This is a genomic window from Luteibacter sp. (assembly GCF_009912395.1).
GTDB lineage: Bacteria > Pseudomonadota > Gammaproteobacteria > Xanthomonadales > Rhodanobacteraceae > Luteibacter.
In genome coordinates this window covers 1-18,493 of the sequence record NZ_WNDO01000004.1, presented here as the reverse complement: position 1 = coordinate 18,493, position 18,493 = coordinate 1, and the positions used below count along the sequence as shown (strand labels likewise).

General features: G+C 66.0%; 14 protein-coding genes. 7 read left to right on the top strand and 7 right to left on the bottom strand.

What is annotated here, in order from left to right; genetic code table 11:
- Window positions 1-60 precede the first annotated feature (60 nt).
- From rpoH to GAK28_RS05595, 6 genes are all read right to left on the bottom strand, one after another.
- Complete coding sequence (gene rpoH / locus GAK28_RS05620; protein ID WP_291776065.1) at window positions 61-921, bottom strand: RNA polymerase sigma factor RpoH; 861 nt, start codon at window positions 919-921, stop codon at window positions 61-63.
- Window positions 922-1,329: 408 nt separating this feature from the next.
- Window positions 1,330-2,034, bottom strand: coding sequence for a uracil-DNA glycosylase (gene ung / locus GAK28_RS05615; RefSeq protein WP_291776063.1), 705 nt, complete (start codon window positions 2,032-2,034; stop codon window positions 1,330-1,332).
- Complete coding sequence (locus GAK28_RS05610; protein ID WP_291776061.1) at window positions 2,031-2,873, bottom strand: response regulator; 843 nt, start codon at window positions 2,871-2,873, stop codon at window positions 2,031-2,033. Before GAK28_RS05610 ends, ung begins: the two co-directional genes overlap by 4 nt.
- A 13-nt stretch (window positions 2,874-2,886) precedes the next feature.
- On the bottom strand, window positions 2,887-3,867 hold the full coding sequence (gene ftsX / locus GAK28_RS05605) for a permease-like cell division protein FtsX (RefSeq protein WP_291776059.1): 981 nt from the start codon (window positions 3,865-3,867) through the stop codon (window positions 2,887-2,889).
- Window positions 3,864-4,541: a cell division ATP-binding protein FtsE gene (ftsE, locus tag GAK28_RS05600; protein ID WP_291776057.1), complete on the bottom strand. Its 678-nt coding sequence runs from the start codon at window positions 4,539-4,541 to the stop codon at window positions 3,864-3,866. The genes ftsX and ftsE overlap by 4 nt, the downstream gene beginning before the upstream one ends.
- A gap of 170 nt (window positions 4,542-4,711) precedes the next feature.
- A complete protein-coding gene (locus tag GAK28_RS05595; protein WP_291776056.1) occupies window positions 4,712-6,454 on the bottom strand; it encodes a DEAD/DEAH box helicase in 1,743 nt (580 codons plus the stop codon).
- Between the two features lie 378 nt (window positions 6,455-6,832).
- On the opposite strand from GAK28_RS05595, the gene trxA reads away from it, so the two are divergent.
- The 4 genes from trxA (at window position 6,833) to GAK28_RS05575 (ending at window position 11,518) form a co-directional block, all read left to right on the top strand.
- Window positions 6,833-7,213 carry a thioredoxin TrxA gene (gene trxA, locus GAK28_RS05590; RefSeq protein ID WP_343161841.1) on the top strand — a complete coding sequence of 127 codons (381 nt, stop codon included), beginning with the start codon at window positions 6,833-6,835 and terminating at the stop codon, window positions 7,211-7,213.
- Window positions 7,214-7,380: 167 nt separating this feature from the next.
- Window positions 7,381-9,225: a transcription termination factor Rho gene (rho, locus tag GAK28_RS05585; protein ID WP_291776397.1), complete on the top strand. Its 1,845-nt coding sequence runs from the start codon at window positions 7,381-7,383 to the stop codon at window positions 9,223-9,225.
- Window positions 9,226-9,439: 214 nt separating this feature from the next.
- A complete protein-coding gene (locus tag GAK28_RS05580; protein WP_291776052.1) occupies window positions 9,440-10,810 on the top strand; it encodes a glutamate--cysteine ligase in 1,371 nt (456 codons plus the stop codon).
- A gap of 9 nt (window positions 10,811-10,819) precedes the next feature.
- Complete coding sequence (locus tag GAK28_RS05575; protein ID WP_291776050.1) at window positions 10,820-11,518, top strand: UPF0149 family protein; 699 nt, start codon at window positions 10,820-10,822, stop codon at window positions 11,516-11,518.
- A 157-nt stretch (window positions 11,519-11,675) separates the two neighbouring features.
- Here GAK28_RS05575 and GAK28_RS05570 read toward each other — a convergent pair whose 3' ends face one another.
- Window positions 11,676-13,100, bottom strand: a complete 1,425-nt coding sequence (locus GAK28_RS05570; RefSeq protein ID WP_291776048.1) for an outer membrane protein transport protein — start codon at window positions 13,098-13,100, stop codon at window positions 11,676-11,678.
- A 224-nt stretch (window positions 13,101-13,324) separates the two neighbouring features.
- On the opposite strand from GAK28_RS05570, the gene GAK28_RS05565 reads away from it, so the two are divergent.
- From GAK28_RS05565 to GAK28_RS05555, 3 genes are all read left to right on the top strand, one after another.
- Window positions 13,325-13,624 (top strand): YcgL domain-containing protein, encoded by a 300-nt coding sequence (locus GAK28_RS05565; protein ID WP_291776046.1) that lies wholly within the window; start codon window positions 13,325-13,327, stop codon window positions 13,622-13,624.
- A 90-nt stretch (window positions 13,625-13,714) separates the two neighbouring features.
- A complete protein-coding gene (locus GAK28_RS05560) occupies window positions 13,715-17,173 on the top strand; it encodes an ankyrin repeat domain-containing protein (protein WP_291776044.1) in 3,459 nt (1,152 codons plus the stop codon).
- 216 nt (window positions 17,174-17,389) lie between these two features.
- The gene (locus tag GAK28_RS05555) at window positions 17,390-18,400 is read left to right on the top strand and encodes a hypothetical protein (RefSeq protein WP_291776042.1); all 1,011 of its coding nucleotides are present in this window, start codon (window positions 17,390-17,392) and stop codon (window positions 18,398-18,400) included.
- Window positions 18,401-18,493: the final 93 nt, after the last annotated feature.

Below are 18,493 nucleotides of genomic sequence, written 5' to 3'. Positions count from 1 at the left end.
GGGCAACGGAAAACGGCTCCCGCGAGGGAGCCGTTTCCGATCTTACGCCGTTACGACCGCTCAGGCGGCGATGGCGACGCGCATCTTCTTCATCGCATTCGCCTCGATCTGGCGGATGCGCTCGGCCGAGACGCCGTACTCGTCGGCCAGGTCCTGCAGGGTGGCCTTGTTGTCTTCGGCCAGCCAGCGACGCTGGATGATGTCGCGCGAGCGGTTGTCGAGGTTGGCCAGCGCCGAGCTCAGCGCGCCCATCTGGTTGTTGGACGCGTCGGCCTCGGCGAGGTTGTCGTACGGGTCGGCGCCTTCATCGACCAGGAACGCGGCCGGTGCCGGCTTCTCGTCGTCATCGGCGTCGGCCGGGGCCTCGAAGCCCACGTCGCGACCCGACAGGCGCGATTCCATCTCACGCACAGTGGCTTCCGGCACGCCCAGGTCGTTGGCAACCACGCGGACCTCTTCGGCGTTCATCCAACCCAGGCGCTTCTTGCTCTTGCGCAGGTTGAAGAACAGCTTGCGCTGGGCCTTGGTGGTGGCGACCTTCACGATGCGCCAGTTACGCAGGATGAATTCGTGCATCTCGGCGCGGATCCAGTGCACCGCGAAGCTCACCAGGCGCACGCCCTGATCCGGGTCGAAGCGCTTCACGGCCTTCATCAGGCCGATGTTGCCTTCCTGGATGAGGTCGGACAGCTGCAGGCCGTAGCCGTTGTAGCCGCGGGCCACATGGACCACGAAGCGGAGATGGGACATCACCAGCTGCTTGGCGGCGTCGAGGTCGGCGTCGTCGTGGAAGCGCCGCGCAAGCGTCTGCTCCTCGTCAAGGCTGAGCACCGGAATGCGATGGACGGCCGCGATGTAGGAATCCAGACTGCCAACGACGCTCGGGAGCCCGTAGTTACGGGTAGCAAGAGCTTGGGACATGTGTGGAACCTCCTGAAGTCTTGGTGCAGGTTAGCAGTCCCATGTTGGGAGTGCTAACCCCGCCGGAAGTTCAACACGAGCTTCCAGGGCGGGTAGCTGTACTCAATAGTATAGAAATACCCCCCGGATGTCCAGTCGACGGGCCCGGGAGTTCAGGAGACAGACGGCTACCCGACCGGGCCAGGAGGAACCCGGCGGGTAGCGTCGGCGCGGCTATGTAACTGCTGCGCAAGGGAAATATGGGGTCGACCGAATTCCTTTCAACCGACCGGCGCAAAAGCGATTGTCCTGGCGGGCAAAAATCCGGGGCCTGTTCCAGGAGCGTTCCGGAAGGCGTGCCAGGACATGGCTGACACCCTATCTATGGCACCACCGTCGCCGACCCAAGCCCTCGGCGACCGCCCCTGGTTAAGAAATGTCCAGCTCCGCCCGCCTCGGCAGCGACCAGTCGATCGGCGGCTCGCCGCGCGATTCGAAATAGCTGTTGGCCTTGGCGAAGTGCCCGCAGCCCATGAAGCCGCGGTGCGCGGACAGGGGCGAAGGGTGGACGCTGCGCAGGACGCAGTGGCGCTTGCCGTCGATCAGCTGGCCCTTCTTCTGGGCGTGGCTGCCCCAGAGCATGAAGACCAGCCCCTCGCGCTCACGGTTAAGGGCGTCGATGGCCGCGTCGGTGAAACCTTCCCAGCCCTTGCCCTGGTGCGAGGCGGCCTGCCCCGCTTCCACGGTGAGCACTGCGTTGAGCAGCAGCACGCCGCGGTCGGCCCAGGGAGTGAGGCAGCCATGGTCGGGGCGCGGGATGCCGAGGCAGTCCTCGATCTCCTTGAACATGTTCTGCAACGACGGCGGCACCCGCACGCCGGGGCGTACGGAGAAGCTGAGGCCGTGGGCCTGGTCCGGACCGTGGTACGGGTCCTGGCCCAGGATGACCACGCGGACGCGATCGAACGGCGTATGGGTGAACGCGTTGAAGATGTCGGGGTCCGGCGGGTAGATGACCTTGCCGTGGACCTTCTCGTCACGCAGGAAGGCCGACAGCGCATGCATGTCGGGGCGGTCAAGGTAACTACCGATGCGCTCCTTCCAGGAGGCATCGAGACGGACGCGGTCGTTCAACCTTCGGTCCTTTCGCGCAGGTGCCGCGCCACGCGCAGCTGGAACAGCAATTTGGTGATCAAGAGTCTTTCCTCCACCGGCTTCTCCACCAGGTCGTTGGCGCCCGCGCGCAGCAGGGCCGTCTGGTTGGCCGGGTTTTCATCGCCGGTCATGACCAGGGTGGGCAGGCGCCCCTTGCCATAACCGAATTCGTTGCGGATGCGCTCGACGAGGTCGCCACCGGTCAGCTCGCCCTTGAGGCTCACATCGGTAAGAACCACGTCCGCGCCCACCTCGCCCTTCGCCTGCGCCGCCCGCAGATGGACGAGCGCGTCCTCGGTGCTGATGACGTGGTGCACGGTGAGCCCGTATTTTTCCATGATGCGGCGGGTGGCGAGCGCCACGACGCGACTGTCCTCGACATAGAGCACTTCGCCGTCCGCCCCACCTTCCGGCGACACGTAGCCCCGGATGAACTCGCCCAGCGCCTCGAAACCCATCGACTTGTCGAAATAGTCGGTGACGTACTCGCCCAGCTCGCGCCGGTGCAGGCGCTGCTCGACATCGCCCGAGACCACCACGATGGGCATGTAGATCTGTGGCGAGGATTCGCGTACGTAGCGCGCCAGCTCCAGGCCGTCCATGTCGGACAGGCGCAGCGCCACGGTGACGAAGTCGAACACGCCGTGCTGCAGTTCGGCCTGCGCCTCGGCGCCGGTGGCGACAGCGACGATCTCGACGTCCGGCACCTCGGCCTTCACCACTCGGGATATGAGCTGGCGGACGACCTTCGAGCCGTCCACCAGCAGGATGCGTGGCGCGGCCCCCGCCGCCGACCCGATCCGGTTGCCCGCCCCCATCGACTGTCCCCCGTCAGGCGGCCGCCATGCGGCGGATCTGTCGTGCGCTGACCAACCGCGCGCCCAGCCAACCCAGCAGGGCGGAGGCGAACGGCACCGAGAGCAACAACCAGGCCGGCAGGCCACCGAAGCTGACGCTGCCATCGTAGGCGGCGGCCAGGCGCGACACCGGGCCGACCATCGCCAGCTCCAGCAGCACCGCCAGCACCACGGCGAGCACGCCGGCGAGGAAGCCCAGCCAGATGCCGGTGTAGAGGTAGGGCCGGCGTACGAAGGGCCGGCTTGCGCCGATCAGCAGCAATACGCCGATCTCCTCGGCGCGGCTCAGGATATCGACGCGGATGGTATTGCCCACCACCAGCAAGGCGGCGACGCCGAGCAGCGCGGCGAGCAGGCTGATCGCACGCGACCCCACGCCCAACAGCGCGTCGAGGCGCTGCCGCCACGCGCCGGTGTCCTGGACCATGTCCACGCCCGGCGTGTTCTTCATGGCGTCGACCAGGCGGGCGATGTCGTCGGCGGAGAGGCCAGGCTTCGGCTGCACCGACAACACAAAGGGCAGCGGATTGGCGTCGAGCGATTGCAGCGCGCCGGAGAAGCCCTGCACCTCGGCAAGTTCGTCGAGGCCGTCCTTCGGCGTGCGCACGGCGATATCGGCCACCTCGGGGCGACCGCGCAGCGCGGACGCCGCCGTCTCGGCCATGCCGGCGTTCTGGCCCGGCTTCATGAAGACGCTGATCGACTGGTTGCGGCCCAGGGCGTCGCCCATGCGCTGCACGTTGCCCAGCAGCAGATAGAAGGCCAGCGGCAGCGCCAGCGCGACGCCCATCACCGCTACGGTGAGCAGAGTGCCCAGCGGGCGCGCGCCGAGGCGGCGCAGGCTGATCGACAGGCTCCACGCGTGGTGCTCGCGCCAAGCGCCGACCTTGTGCGGCTCGGTGCGGCGGGTCTTTTCCGGTTCCGCCGCGCGACGCGGCTCGCGAACGGCGTTCACTGGACCTCCGTGGCGGGCACGTCGGCCACCAGCTTGCCGTGGTCGAGGACGACGACGCGTTTCTTCATTCGCTTGATGAGCATGAGGTCGTGACTGGCGACGAGGACGGCGGTGCCGACCTGCTGGAATTCGGCGAACAGGCTCATGATCTCCATGGCCAGTTGCGGATCGAGGTTGCCGGTGGGTTCGTCGGCGATGAGCACCGCCGGCTTGGCGACGATGGCGCGCGCGATGCCTACGCGCTGCTGCTCGCCCGTGGACAGCGCCGACGGCAGCTGCTTCTCGTAGCTGAGCAGGCCCACCTTTTCCAGCGCGGCGCGCACGCGGCGGCTGCGCTCGGATGGCGTGACGCCAGCGATGACCAGCGGCAGTTCCACGTTGGCGAAGACGCTGCGGTCGAGCAGCAGGCGGTGGTCCTGGAAGACCATGCCGAGCTTGCGGCGCAGGCGCGGGATGTCGTGGGCGCGGACGGTATTGAACTTTTGGCCGTCGAGGGTGACCACGCCGTTGGTGGGACGCTCGATCATCGCCAGCAGCTTGAGCAGGGTGCTCTTGCCGGCGCCGGAGTGACCGGTGACGAAGGCCATCTCGCCCGCGTCCACCCGGAACGACACGTCGAGGAGGGCTTGATGGTCGCCCTCGTATCGTTTGCTCACCAGATCGAAACCGATCACCGCGTTACCCGTTGGCCCGTGAAGGACTAGAGGATACGGGATGTGGCGCGGGTTTGCGGGGGGTGGTGTCGCGGTTTGGGTGGGGGGTTCAGCGTGGGGGGCGATGCGCTGCCCCGATCGCGCGCAAGCGCGCTCCTACGAGGAGCGTGCCTGCGCGTGACGGATCACCTTCAGCGACCGCCGAACAGGCGACCCAGGCGGCGGAAGAAGCCGACCTTTTCCTTGACCGGCGGGGCGGCGGGAGCCGGCGTGCTGGTCGGGCGGCTGGCCTCGACCTGGCGCGACGGGCGCTGGCCCGGGGTGGACTGCGCCGAGCCGCGACGCGACTCGCCCTGCGGACGACCGCCGGCCTGTGCCTGCGGTGCGGTGTTCTCGCCGCCTTCGCGCTGGCCGCGACCGCGACCGCCACGACGACGGCGACGCTTCTTCTGCTCGCCCTCGGCCTTGATGGCGTCGGCGGCGGCCGGCAGGTCGGCGATGGTCTCGGCGACCACGACCGTCTTCACCGGCACCTCGGTGGAGGCCGGCTTGTCCTCGCGAGGAACGCGCGGACGACGCTCGCGGTTGCCCGAACGCTCACCGGAACCGGAACGCTCGCCCGAGCGCGAACCGCTGCGACCGCCACGCGCGTTGCGACCGCCCTTCTCCGGCGGCGCACCGCGGGTGGGAACGTGGCCGTCGTTGTCGTTCGGATCGTCCACTTCGTCCTGCACGCCGTCGGCGCGCGGGCGCGGTGCCGGCATCACCAGCATCTGCGCCTCGATGGAGGCGGTGGGGATCTTCTGGTTGATGTAGGTCTCGATGTCCGGCAGGCCCATCGCGTAGAGATCGCAGGCAAAGCTGATCGCGTCGCCCTCGGCGCCCAGGCGCGCGGTGCGGCCGATGCGGTGCACGTAGTCTTCGACGTCCTGCGGCAGGTCGTAGTTGAAGACGTGGCTCACGGCCGGGATGTGCAGGCCACGGGCGGCGACATCGGTGGCCACCAGGATGTCGATCTGACCGTCCTGGAAGCGCTGCAGCAGCTTCTGACGCTTCACCTGCGGCACGTCGCCGGAGATGGCGCCCACGCGGAAGTTGTGGCGCTTCAGGCGATCGGTGATGCGCTCGGCGGCGGCCTTGGTGTTCACGAAGATGATGCTGCGCTCGGCCTTGCTCTGTTCGAGCAGGTTGAACAGCAGCGGCATCTTTTCTTCCTTCGACGGGAAGTAGACGACCTGGCGCACGCGGTCGGCGGTGACGTTTTCCGTTTCCACCACCAGCTTCTCGGCCTCGTGCATGTGCTCGTAGGCGAGTTCGAGCACGCGGTGGCTCAGGGTCGCGGAGAACAGCAACACCTGGCGCCTCTCGCGGGCCGGCAGGCGACGGAAGATGAAGCGCACGTCCTTGATGAAGCCCAGGTCGAACATGCGGTCGGCTTCGTCGATGACCATCACCTCGACGCTGCCGAAGCCGAAGACGTCCTGCTTGTAGTAGTCGAGCAGGCGGCCCGGGGTGGCGATGATGATGTCGCAGCCGTCACGCAACTGCTGGCGCTGCTTGTCGTAGTCGACGCCGCCGTAGATCAGCGCGCTGCGCAGGCCGGTGGCCTTGCCGATGGTGCGGAAGTCCTTCTCGATCTGGATCGCCAGCTCGCGCGTGGGCGCGATGACCAGGGCGCGCGGATCGGAGTCCTTGCGGTCTGCGTGGGCCGGGTTCTTGAGGAGGCGGTCGACCAGCGCCACGAGGAAGGCGAAGGTCTTGCCGGTGCCCGTCTGGGCCTGGCCGGCGACGTCGCGACCGGTGAGGGCGACCGGGAGGGTCAGCGCCTGGATCGGGGTGCAACGGGTGATGCCGGCGGTGGCGAGACCTTCCTGGAGCAGCGGATGGAGGTCGAGGTTTTCGTAGAAGACGTCGGTGAGAACGGTTTCGGACATGGTGTGTTGAAAGGCCTGGAAGCTTGCGCCGCGGATACGCGGCGCCGTCCCGGCGGCAGGTAGGCACCACGGGACGAAAGGGATGATCCGACCGGCGTCACGGGAGAGTCGGGAGCGGCCGGTTGTCAGCCCGGCGGCCTGTCGACGCGCCCGGCGCGCGAAGGCCGGAGGCGGTGGTGGCCGGCCCGACGGCTTCCGCTGGCATAGGTGAACCGGCTTGGGAAAACGGTTCACCTATGTCAACGGAAACCACCCGGCGGTGGCCTTGAATCGCTTGAATCGCGCCCCTAGTTGGGTTGGAATGAGGGCCGCCGGCTGCAATGGCCAAGACCTTCGGTTCCGGTTGGACCCGCGACATGGGGCTCCTAAGTGTAGCCGATGCCAGCGTCAGGGTCGTCAATCCCCCTTTTTCACATTTTTTTGGAGACCACGGTGAGCGACAAGATCACCCATACCAGCGACGCCGCCTTCTCGAAGGACGTGCTTGAGTCCGAAACCCCTGTCCTGCTCGACTTCTGGGCGGAGTGGTGCGGTCCGTGCAAGTCGATCGCCCCGGTCCTGGACCAGCTGGCCGGCGAGTACGAGGGCAAGGTCAAGATCGTCAAGATCAACATCGACGAGAACCAGGCCACGCCCCGCCAGTATGGCATCCGTGGCATCCCGACCCTGATGGTGTTCAAGGACGGCAAGGTTGCCGGCACCCAGATCGGCGCCGTTGGCAAGAGCCAGCTGGCCCAGCTGATCGAAAAGTCGATTTAATTCCTTTTTTACGCTTTACACAGCCGCCGCGTGGGGCGCTTTACCTCGCGCCTCACGTGATGCTAGGCTCTAGGTGTTCGCCGGGACATGCGTTGTCCCCCCTGCTGCGAACCCTCTCTTCCCTTCTTCCTTTTAACGGCGCCCCGTGAGGTTTGCCCGTGTCCGATATCGAAACCAAAGACTCCATCGACGCCAAGGGCGCCGGCGATACGCCTGCGACCGAACCGCGTCCCCGCACGCGCCGCAAGGCGGCGCCGGCCGCCGAAGCCCCCGCGGTCGAGACGAGCGCACCGGCTCCGGCCAAGGCGCCCGCTCCGGCTCCCGCGCCGCAGGCCGAGCTCCAGTTGCCTCCCCTGCCTCCCGTCGAAGCGCGCCAGGCGCCGTCCGCGCCCGAAGCGCCGCGCGAGGGCGGCAATGCGCCCGCTCCGCAGCAGCCCAATCCGTACCAGGGCAGCCAGGCCAGCCAGAACCAGGGCGGCAACAACCCGCAGGGTGGCCAGGGCCAGGGCGGCCAGGGCAATAACCGCAACGACCGCGAAGGTCGGGGCCGTCGTCGTCGCAATGAGCGCAACGACCGCAATGACCGTAACGATCGCGGCCCGCAGCAGCAGCGCCAGGGCGGCAACAACGGCAATAGCAACGGCAATGGCGGTGGCAACAACGGCAACTACCAGCACCCGCGCCACAACAATAACAACGGCTATCCCGTCGACGACGACGAGAACGCCGACGCCGGCAGCAACGATCGCCTGATCAACCTCACCGAACTCAAGCGCAAGAACTCGATCCAGCTGCTCGAGTTCGCCGAATCGCTGGGCATCCGTGAAGGCGTGGCCCGCCAGCGCAAGCAGGACGTCGTCTTCAGCGTCCTCAAGGCGCACGCCCGTTCGGGCGGCGGCATCTGGGCCGAAGGCGTGCTCGAGATCCTCCAGGACGGCTTCGGTTTCCTGCGCTCGGCCGACGAGTCCTACCTGGCCGGTCCGGACGACATCTACGTCTCGCCCAGCCAGATCCGCCGCTTCAACCTGCGCACCGGCGACTACATCACCGGACGCGTCCGCCATCCGAAGGAAGGCGAGCGCTACTTCGCGATGCTCAAGGTCGACGACATCAACGGCGATCCGCCGGAAGCGTCGAAGAACAAGCTGCTGTTCGAGAACCTCACCCCGCTGTTCCCGCGCAAGGCGTTCAAGCTCGAGCGTGGCAACGGCTCCACCGAGGACATCACGGGCCGCATCCTCGACCTGGTCGCGCCGATCGGTCGCGGTCAGCGCGGTCTCATCGTCTCCCAGCCGAAGTCCGGTAAGACGATGATGCTGCAGAACATCGCGCAGGCCATCCAGTACAACCATCCCGACGTCCACCTGATCATGCTGCTGATCGACGAGCGTCCGGAAGAAGTCACGGAAATCGCCCGCACCGTTCGCGCCGAAGTGATCAGCTCCACCTTCGACGAGCCGGCCGTGCGCCACGTGCAGGTCGCCGAAATGGTGATCGAGCGTGCCAAGCGCCTGGTCGAGCACAAGAAGGACGTCGTGATCCTGCTCGACTCGATCACTCGCCTCGCCCGCGCCTACAACACCGTGGTGCCCAGCTCCGGCAAGGTGCTCACCGGCGGTGTCGACGCCAACGCCCTGCAGCGCCCGAAGCGCTTCTTCGGCGCGGCGCGCAACGTCGAGGAAGGCGGCAGCCTCACCATCATCGCCACGGCCCTCACGGACACCGGTTCGAAGATGGACGAGGTGATCTACGAGGAGTTCAAGGGCACGGGCAACATGGAAGTGCACCTGTCCCGTCGCATCTCCGAGAAGCGCGTCTATCCGGCCATCGACATCAACCGTTCGGGTACCCGTCGCGAAGACCTGCTCATCGAGCCGGACCTCCTCGCGAAGATCTGGATCCTGCGCAAGCTCCTCCACCCGATGGACGAACTGGCCGCGATGGAGTTCATGCTCGACCGCATGAAGAACACGAAGTCGAACGACGAGTTCTTCAACTCGATGAAGCGCTGACGCTTCGTCGGATCGCACACGAAAAGGCCGCCCCTCGGGGCGGCCTTTTCGCTACTGGAAGAGTCATCCGGTACAGGAAAAAGACCAGCGCCATCACGCCGTTGCCGTCTTTTTGCTACCCTGCCGCCGCGCCATGGGATGATCCCTTTTTCCTGGCGACGCCGCCCCCATATGGAGCGGCTCAGGCCTAGCCTCCCTTCTCCAAGGAAAGTCCGTGTCCATCCCCAGCGCAGCGAAAAGCACGCCCATCGGTGACCGCAACGACCTGGTCGCCTATCTCGCCGAGGGCGAGAAGCCGCGCGACAAGTGGCGTATCGGCACGGAGCACGAGAAGTTCGGCTTCTACACCAACGACCTCACGCCGCCGCCGTTCGAAGGCGAACGCCCGGGCATCCGCGCCATCCTCGAAGGCCTGGCCTCGCGCTATGGCTGGGATGTCGCCCGTGAAGGCGAGACGCCGGTGGCCCTGACCAAGGGTCTGGCCAACATCACCCTCGAACCGGCCGGCCAGCTCGAACTGTCGGGTGCGCCGCTGGAGACGATCCACCAGACCTGCGACGAGGTCACCAACCACCTGAAGGAAGTGCGCTCCGTCGCGGAAGAATTCGGCATCGGTTTCCTCGGCATGGGCTTCCAGCCAAAGTGGCGTCGTGACCAGATGCCGTGGATGCCCAAGGGCCGCTACAAGATCATGCGCGAGTACATGCCCAAGGTCGGCTCGCTCGGCCTGGACATGATGACGCGCACCTGCACCGTGCAGGTGAACCTCGACTACGCGACCGAAGCGGACATGGTGAAGAAGTTCCGTGTCGCGCTTGCACTGCAGCCGATCGCCACGGCGCTGTTCGCCAACTCGCCGTTCACCGAAGGCAAGCCCAACGGCTTCAAGTCGTTCCGCTCGCACGTGTGGACCGACACTGACGCCGATCGCACAGGCATGCTCGACTTCGTGTTCGAAGACGGTTTCGGTTACGAGCGCTACGTCGATTACATCCTCGACGTGCCGATGTACTTCAGCTATCGCGATGGCAAGTACGTCGATCTCTCCGGCAAGGACTTCAAGGCGTTCATGCGCGGCGAACTGACCGCACTGCCGGGCGTGAAGCCCACCATGAAGGACTGGGCCGACCACCTCACCACCGCCTTCCCCGAAGTACGCCTCAAGCAGTACCTGGAAATGCGCGGTGCCGACACCAGCACCTGGAACCAGCTCTGTGCGCTGCCGGCTTACTGGGTTGGCCTGCTCTATGACGACGTCGCCCTCGATGCCGCGTGGGACCTGGTGAAGGACTTCAGCAAGGCCGAGCGTCATGCCTTGCGCGATGGCGTGCCGAAGCATGCGCTGCACCTGCCGTTCCGCGGCCACCATGTGCGCGAGCTCGCCCTGGAGTTGCTGAAGATCGCCGACCATGGCCTCAAACGTCGCAACCAGCACGGCACGCGTGGCGCCGACGAATCGATCTACCTTGAACCACTGCTGGAAATCGCGCTGTCGGGCAAGACCCAGGCCGATACGAAGCTGGAACTGTTCCACGGCAAGTGGAACGGCAGCGTCGATCCGGTGTTCCGCGAATACGCTTACTGAGTCCGATACATGCAGATGAACGACACGAAGCTCGGCCGCCTGGACGAGCTACTCGCCACCACCAACCGCTTCTCGCTGGAGACGCTCGACGGCCTGTTCTGCGCCGCGCTCGTCGGACCGGCCGAGGTCGATGTCCACGATTGCATGGCCGTCCTGGAAGAACAGGACGACGCCCTGCCCTGGCCATCGGATACCGTGCGTGACGAGGTCTATGGTCTTCTGAACGAGTTCTGGGCCGTGATCGCAGCGCGTGTCGCAGGCGATCCGCGCGTGATGGCGGAAGACTCGCTGCCCTTCGTCGATTCGCCGGAAGAGTTCGACGAGATCGAGGACGTCAGCACCTACGACGGCGACTTCCCGCTCGCCAGCGACTGGGCGCTGGGCTTTCGCTTCGCCCTCAACGAGTGGGGCGAGGAGTGGTCGGAGTGGACGGATGAAAGCCTGTACCCGTTCATCGGCATGCTGATGACGCTGACGGCCGACCAGACCGAACCCACGCCGGACATGCCGCCGATCGCGCCGCCGTCGTTCGAAGAGCGCATGAACCTGCTCAACGAGATCCCGTTCCAACTCGCGACGCTGTACCGCCGCCGCCATCCCCAGCACGGCCAGCCCGTGCGCCGCGACGGCGACAAGGCCGGCCGCAACGACACCTGCCGCTGCGGCAGTGGCAAGAAGTACAAGAAGTGCTGCGGCAAGCAAGACTAACGCCACTTCTGTAGGAGCGCGCTTGCGCGCGATGGAGATAACGACAAGTCCCCATCGCGCGCAAGCGCGCTCCTACAAAAATCCCGCAAGCCATAAAAAAAAAACCTCCCCGTCGCCGGGGAGGTTTTTTCGTTTCAGGCCCTGATCGAGGAGACGATCAGAACTGGTACTTCGCCGAGACCGAGAGCAGGTTGCCCTTGTCGTCGTTCTCGCCGACCAGGCGGTCGTTCGTGGAGCTGAGCGCGTTACCGATGTGCGCCTTGTTCACGAAGATATGGGCGTAACCGGCGTTGAGCTCGAAGTTCTCGGTGGCCTTGTAGCCGACACCGAAGGCGAGCCACTTGCGGGTCGAGTCCGGCACGCGCGGCGAGCGGGTGTCGTCGTAGGTCGGGGTGCTGTCCACAGCCACACCGCCACGCAGGGTCAGGCGATCGTTGACGTAGTACTCGCCACCGGCTGACACGAACCAGCTGTTACGCCAGGCGTACTTTTCGGTGGTCTGCGGCTGGTTCGGGTTCGAGTAGTTGACGGTGAGGTTCTGGAACGAATCCCACTTGGTCCACGACAGGTCGAAGCCGAGGCCGAACTTGACGTCCTGGTGCCAGAAGCTGGCGGTGGCGACGGCCGGGGTGGTGAAGCCCGCGGTGCCGTTGGTGTGGGTGAACGGCGACTGGCCGGTGCCCAGCAGGGCGCCAACAGCCGGGTTCGACAGCACGGCGGTCACATTGGACGGCATGGTGAAGTTGCCGGTGCCGTCGAGCGTGTGCTTGATCTTGCTGCGGTAGTTCAGGGCCAGGCGATCGTTCTGGGTGATCTTCCACAGACCGCCGACCTGCCAGCCGTAGGCCCAATCGTCACCCTTGATGCGGGCGATGCCGTCGCTGCCCGGGGGCACGACGGTGGCGTAGGTGGTGGCGAGCTGACGGGCGACGAGCGGCGAGATCTGGCCCGCGGCGGCGGCGCGCTGGATCAGGCCCAGGCCGACGGTGTTGTAGTTGATGGCGCTGGTCAGCTCGGCGCTGGTCTTCTGCGCGATGCCGCTGACGCCGATGGCGAAGTTGTCGCTGACGTCGTACGAGACCGACAGGGTGGCGTCAAGCGACTTGAAGTCGGACTTGATGCCGTTGTAGCGGCCCTTCCAGTCGTTGTCGTATTCGGTCTTGAAGCCGAACGGCGCGGTCAGGCCCAGGCCGACGTGCCACTTGTCGGCCACCTGGGTGGCGAAGTACAGGGCCGGGACGGGCATGGTGGTGCCGGCGTCGCCGCCATTGCCGCCGCTGATCGGGCGACCCTGGGCGTCGGTGGCGTTGCCCTTGAACTTGGTGCTGAAGTTGATGCCGGTGACGTCAGCCTGGAACACGTTGCCCTTGAGCATGCTCATGGCGGCCGGGTTGTTCACGATGACCGAGGCGTCGTCGCCCGCGGCGGTGGAACCGGCGAACGCGCGGCCGAGGGCCTTGGCGCTGTTTTCCTTCAGCTGGAAGGCGCTGGCGTGAGCGGCCTGCGGAGCCACGAGCGCGCCGGCGATGGCCAGCGTGAGGGTGGCAACGGCCAACGGGCGGGTACGGAGTTTCATCTGCATGCGGGGCTCCTGCTTCTTCTTCTGTGTTGATGTCACGTTCGCCGAAAACTTATCTGTTTTCATACGCGCGTTTAACAATCCGGGGTTGAACTCTGGACGACTTGACGCAGCTTTTGCAAGTGCAACCGCAACAACCTTGAAACGATCGCAAGGTTGTGACTCCCGCTCGGGGGGGACTTTTGCTAGGGTTACGCACCAAGAGCCGCAGCGAGAGACCTGCCGTCATGCACTGCTTCGTCTACGCCAGCCTGCGCAAGCCCGACACCTATGTATGGCTCAGCCGTCGCGAGGGCTTCGACCTCCTGCCCGAAACCCTTGCCCTCATGCTGGGCGACCTGCGTTTCGCCCTTGAGGTAGAACTCACCCCACAGCGAAAACTGCCCCAGGAGGACACCCAGCGTGTCCTCGACAACCTGCGCGAGCAGGGCTGGCACCTGCAGACGCCGCCAAACGAGACGCTGGTGGCCTGCAACCGGCCCAATCACCACCACGAACTCGATCTCGATCCTTCCGTCCGGCGCTGATCCGGCCGAAAATGCACATCCTGGCCATGTGGAGCGCGGGTTAACACCTCGTTACCGCGCCGCCCGAAACCGCTTCGTATACTCCTGCGCATGGCCAATCCCAAACGTCGACGACCGCCGCTCATCAAGGCGCTGCCCTGGTTCCTTCCCGCCCTCGCCGCCGTCGCGTGCGCGGGGCTCACGGCCTCTCCCCTCGCGCTGATACCGCTCTTGCTCGCCAACGCCCTGGCCATGGGCGCGGTGTGCCATGCGATCGGCTTCGATCCGGAGCCCAGCTACCTGCGTACCGCCCTGCGCCGCGGTGCGGCGCACGTGGTGATCTTCACGGTCTACACCTTCGCGGTATTCGTGCTGGTGGCCTGGCCGCTGCTAAAGCTCACCCAGGCGCCCAGCCTCGGCATCGCCCTGCTGCTGGCCGCCACGTTGGTGGTCGCCCTGGCCGCGCTGTGGCGTGTCTGGCCGGCCTTTGGCCTGCTTTTCCTGTGGGATGACGCCTACCCCGAGGACAGCGGCGACGGCTCGTGGATCTTCACCGCCGTAGCCCGCTCGGTGAGCTTTGGCCGCCACCTCTCGGCCGAGGAGCGCTTCTTCTCGCACTTCCTGCCTGCCGCACTGGCCCTATTGGTGCTGGCCTTCTGCGCCGTGGCGCTGTCGGGCCTGTACGGCGTGTTCCCGTCCGAGCTGCGCATCGCCGCGCTCGGCCTCTATGGCGTGGTGCTGCTGCCGCTGGGCTGCATGGTGATCGCCAACCGCACCCTGCGCGCCCTGCTCTGCGACCGTCGCGGCCATATCCACACCGCCCGCGGCCCGCGCCCCGGGGCCGCCGAGCCGCGCCGTGAACCGTTGGTGGATCTCAACGAAGTCCACGCCGTGCCCACGCCCGAGCCGATCCCCGTGCTGAGCCAGGAAGAAAGCCAGCCCGGCGTGCGCGAGCGCGAGCTGCTCGCCGCCGTGCGCGGCGGCGACATCGCCCGAGCCGTGGCCCTGGTGGAAGCCGGCGCCGACCCGAACACTCAGGCCGAGCCCGGCGACCGCGACCAGCGGCCGGTGCTGACCCTCGCCGCGCTGTCTCCAGACACTCGCCTGCTGCGCGCGCTGATCGCTCGTGGCGCCAAGGTCGACCGGCCGCACAACGGCCTCACCGCTCTATTGGCCGCCAGCCGCGACAGCTGGCACGGTCGTCCGGAAGCCGTGCTCACCCTGCTCACCAACGGTGCCAACGCCGCCGCCACCGATGCCGAGGGCAACACCGCCCTGCACGGTGCCGTGATCGGCGGCGAACCCACGGTCGCCGCGATGCTGCTGGATTCCGGCGCACCGATCGACGCGCTGAACGCCGCGGGTGAAACCCCGCTGGCCATCGCGGCTCGCACCGCCAACTGGACCCTCGTCCGCTTCCTGCTCGAACACGGCGCGAAGGCCGCGCCGGTCGGTGCCGAGCCGGCGCTGGTGGCCGCCGCCGGCGTGCCCGACGACGATGCCGAAGGCGTGAAGGTGCTGCTGCGCCACAAGGGCTCGGTCAACGTCGTGAATCAGCAAGGCCGCACGGCGCTCATCGCCGCCGCCGCCGAAGGCCACGAACAGATCGCCCGCGCCCTGCTCCAGGCCCACGCGAACCCCAACCTCGCCGACCGTCACGGCACCACGGCCCTGATGGAAGCCGCCCGCTCCGGCGCGCACGGCATCGTGCAGTTGCTGGCCGAGGCCCAGGCCGACGCCTCGCCGCGCGACGCCCATGGCCGCGACGCGCTCACGCTGGCCTGCCAGTCGCCGCGTGCGCAGGCCGCCACCGTCCGCGCGCTGCTCGCCCTCGGCGCACGCCCGAAGGAGCCCGGCGCCGACGGTCGCAGCGCCCTCGACCATGCGGCCTCCGCCGGTCGCTGGGACTTCGTCGCCCTGCTCGATCCCGATACGCCGCTGCCCACCTCGCTCAGCGAAGCCGTGCTTCCCGAGGCCGGCGCAGACTCGCCGCAGCATCTGTATGACGCGCTGCGCTTCGGTCACTGGGCCGTCGCCTCCACGTTCAACGGCAAGGTGCGTGAATGGCCCACGCAGGAATTGGCTGCGCTCTACATCGACCTCGCCGGCACCGGCTACGACGGTGCGCGCGCCTGGCTGCTCGACCACGGCCTGCCCGCGGAAACCCGCCTGGCGAATACGCCGGGTGACGAGACGACGCTGGGTCGCCGACTGTTCGACGCCCTGCTGCCACAGCTTCCGCAATCCGCCGACGCCCTGCTCCAACTGATGCGCGCGGGCGCGTCGCCAGCCGGCACCGGCCTGCTCGGCCAGGCCATCTGCCGCCTCGACGGCGTGGACGGCCGCCTGCCGCTGGCGATGCTCGATGCCGGTGCCGATCCCTTCGGCGCCGACGCGCGTGGCCGTACGCCCGTGCACATGGCCGCCGCCACCGGACAGGCCGGCATCCTCGGCGCCCTGCTCGCACGCGGTGTCGATCCGAATGTCCGCGACAGCGGCGGCCGCACGCCGCTGCACGCCGCGCTGGAACACGGCGGCGATCCGCTGCCGCTGGTCCGTCTACTGGTCTCCCACGGCGCCGATCCGGAAGCCGCCGACGTCAACGGCGAAACACCTTACGGCCTGGGCATTGGCCACGGCGATGTCGAGCGCTGGCTGAGCTGGCCGTCGTGGCAGCCGCCGCGCCGTCCGCTGCGCGCCGACGATCTTCCGTCGGCGGGCGCCGCTGGCGATGTGCATGCCGTGGACCGCCTGCTCGAACTCGGTTTCGCCGTCGACACCCGCGACAGCCAGGGCGCCACCGCGTTGCTTCGCGCGGCCGGCGCCGGACATCGCGACGCCGTCGAACGCCTGCTCGATGCAGGTGCCGACGCCAACGTCAGCGCCACCTCGGGCATCACGCCGCTCGCCGCGGCGGTCAACGCCCGCCGCGACATCGTCGTCGACCTGCTGCTCTCGCGTGGCGTCACCGCCGACCAGCGCCTGCCCGGCGAGACCACCTCGCTCATGATCGCCGCCGCGCTCGGCTACCCCGAGATCGTGGAACGCCTGCTCGCCGCCGGCGCCGAAGCCAACGCGGAAGACGCCCACGGCCACACCGCCCTGCACGCCGCCGCGCAGTACTGCTTCGGCAGCAGCGACAGCCTGCGCGCCCGCCGCCTGCTCGACATGCTCATCGGCAAGGGCGCCGACGTGAACAAGGCCGACAAGGACGGCGCCACGCCACTGCTGTTGCTGCTGGGCTCGCACATGCGCCCCGGCAGCGCTGCCGACGCCACCCATCTCGGCGCGCTGGTGCCGGTGCTTCTGGAAGCCGGCGCAACCATGGAGCACGCCGACCACCGCGGCGTGAGCGCGCTGCACGCGTGCGCCATGCATGCCCTGCTCGCTCCGGCTCGCGTGCTACTGATTCGCGGCGCCAACCGCAACGCCGCCGACGCCTTCGGCCGCATGGCGGGCGATGTGGCGCGTCACCTGGGCTATGTCGATATCGCGCACGAACTGGGCGTTCGTGCGAGCGCCGTGCCAAGCGTGCGGCAGACGCTAAGACAACCGGCCCAGCCGGATTGATAAAAAAAGCCCCCGCTCGCCGGGGGCTTTTTTTATCACAATGATGCAGACGCCTAACTTGTGCTGGTCCGCATCCAACTTATTTCTCGAAACCAAGTCAGTACTTTGTAAGCTAGCCCGATCAAAGTTGACCGCCACAAATATCTGACAAAGACTCAGCTCTGGTTAGCAGATGTTCGGGCAAAAAAATATATTTACTCCAAAAGGAGCTCATAGGTGAGCATCGCGGGCATACGCTCCAACCGAGGCGACGGCTATCAAACGATGGTGGCATTTGACTGGGCATTGACGGTCCTATCCGACCCGAACTGCCTTTGGCTTGAAGTCGATTCGATAACGTATCCGGTGGACGACGTGGTGATCGGCAAAGCCGACGGCACCGTGATTGCGTGCCAATGCAAGAAAAATCAGACTGATTTCAAGGCTTGGTCAATAACAGATCTTTCGGATGAACTAGATAAAGCAGCCGATCTCCTGAGCAGCCAACAGCGTATCGAAGTACGCTTCTACTCACGAAACAACTTTGGCGACCTGGCTAAGTTGAGAGAACACAGCTCGACTCAGAATAATGAAATTACTTACCGAACAAGTTTAGGTAAGGAGCTTCAGACAACAGATGCCGCTCTAACAGCACGACTTGCCACATATGCCCATCATCTTTCTTCCTATGACTTCCTGCGTCGCACTAAATTCGTAGTTAGTGATGAACTCGATCGCATGGCCGAAGTGTTATGCGAACGCCTTCGCAACATGATGAGCAATGCGGATGCAGCATTCGATGCCTTATGGCGGACTCTCGATCAACTCGGGGCCCGCATGGAAGGGAATAGCACGTCCACCATTCGATATCGACTAACCAAAGACGATCTCAAAGCTACTATCAGCAAGGCTGGATCCTTGTTAGCCCCTCCAATAGATATTGTCGAGACCCGCTCGGCATTTGCTGGCACCTCAGCTATCGGCAGAGCATGGCGGAGAGAGATAGCGAATCAACGAATACCTAACCCAACGGTGAACGAATTACTTTCCGCGATCGATGAAAAAAAACGTGCCATCTTGCTCACGGGCCTACCTGGATCTGGAAAGACCTGTGTCATGCTTGAATTGCAAGACGCGTTGGAGATACGGGCTCAAGCATCTCCAGAGATCGCACCCATCTTCATTCAGTCTCGTGAATTTGCCGATTTGGTGACTGATCTTGCCCCCGTTTCACGGACACCCCTATAAGCGATTAACTATCGCAATAGGAGGTGGACGATGACCAAGAGCAAGGCAGGCAGAAAGGGGCAGGAGTTCAGCCTGGAGTTCAGGCAGCAGGCA

Excerpts from the sequence above, each read along its gene's own strand:
- GAK28_RS05575 (WP_291776050.1), top strand. The coding sequence starts at position 10,820 with ATGCAGATGAACGACACGAAGCTCGGCCGCCTGGACGAGCTACTCGCC.
- trxA (WP_343161841.1), top strand. The coding sequence starts at position 6,833 with ATGCCAGCGTCAGGGTCGTCAATCCCCCTTTTTCACATTTTTTTGGAG.
- GAK28_RS05560 (WP_291776044.1), top strand. The coding sequence starts at position 13,715 with ATGGCCAATCCCAAACGTCGACGACCGCCGCTCATCAAGGCGCTGCCC.
- GAK28_RS05595 (WP_291776056.1), bottom strand. The coding sequence starts at position 6,454 with ATGTCCGAAACCGTTCTCACCGACGTCTTCTACGAAAACCTCGACCTC.
- GAK28_RS05610 (WP_291776061.1), bottom strand. The coding sequence starts at position 2,873 with ATGGGGGCGGGCAACCGGATCGGGTCGGCGGCGGGGGCCGCGCCACGC.
- rpoH (WP_291776065.1), bottom strand. The coding sequence starts at position 921 with ATGTCCCAAGCTCTTGCTACCCGTAACTACGGGCTCCCGAGCGTCGTT.
- GAK28_RS05565 (WP_291776046.1), top strand. The coding sequence starts at position 13,325 with ATGCACTGCTTCGTCTACGCCAGCCTGCGCAAGCCCGACACCTATGTA.
- GAK28_RS05570 (WP_291776048.1), bottom strand. The coding sequence starts at position 13,100 with ATGCAGATGAAACTCCGTACCCGCCCGTTGGCCGTTGCCACCCTCACG.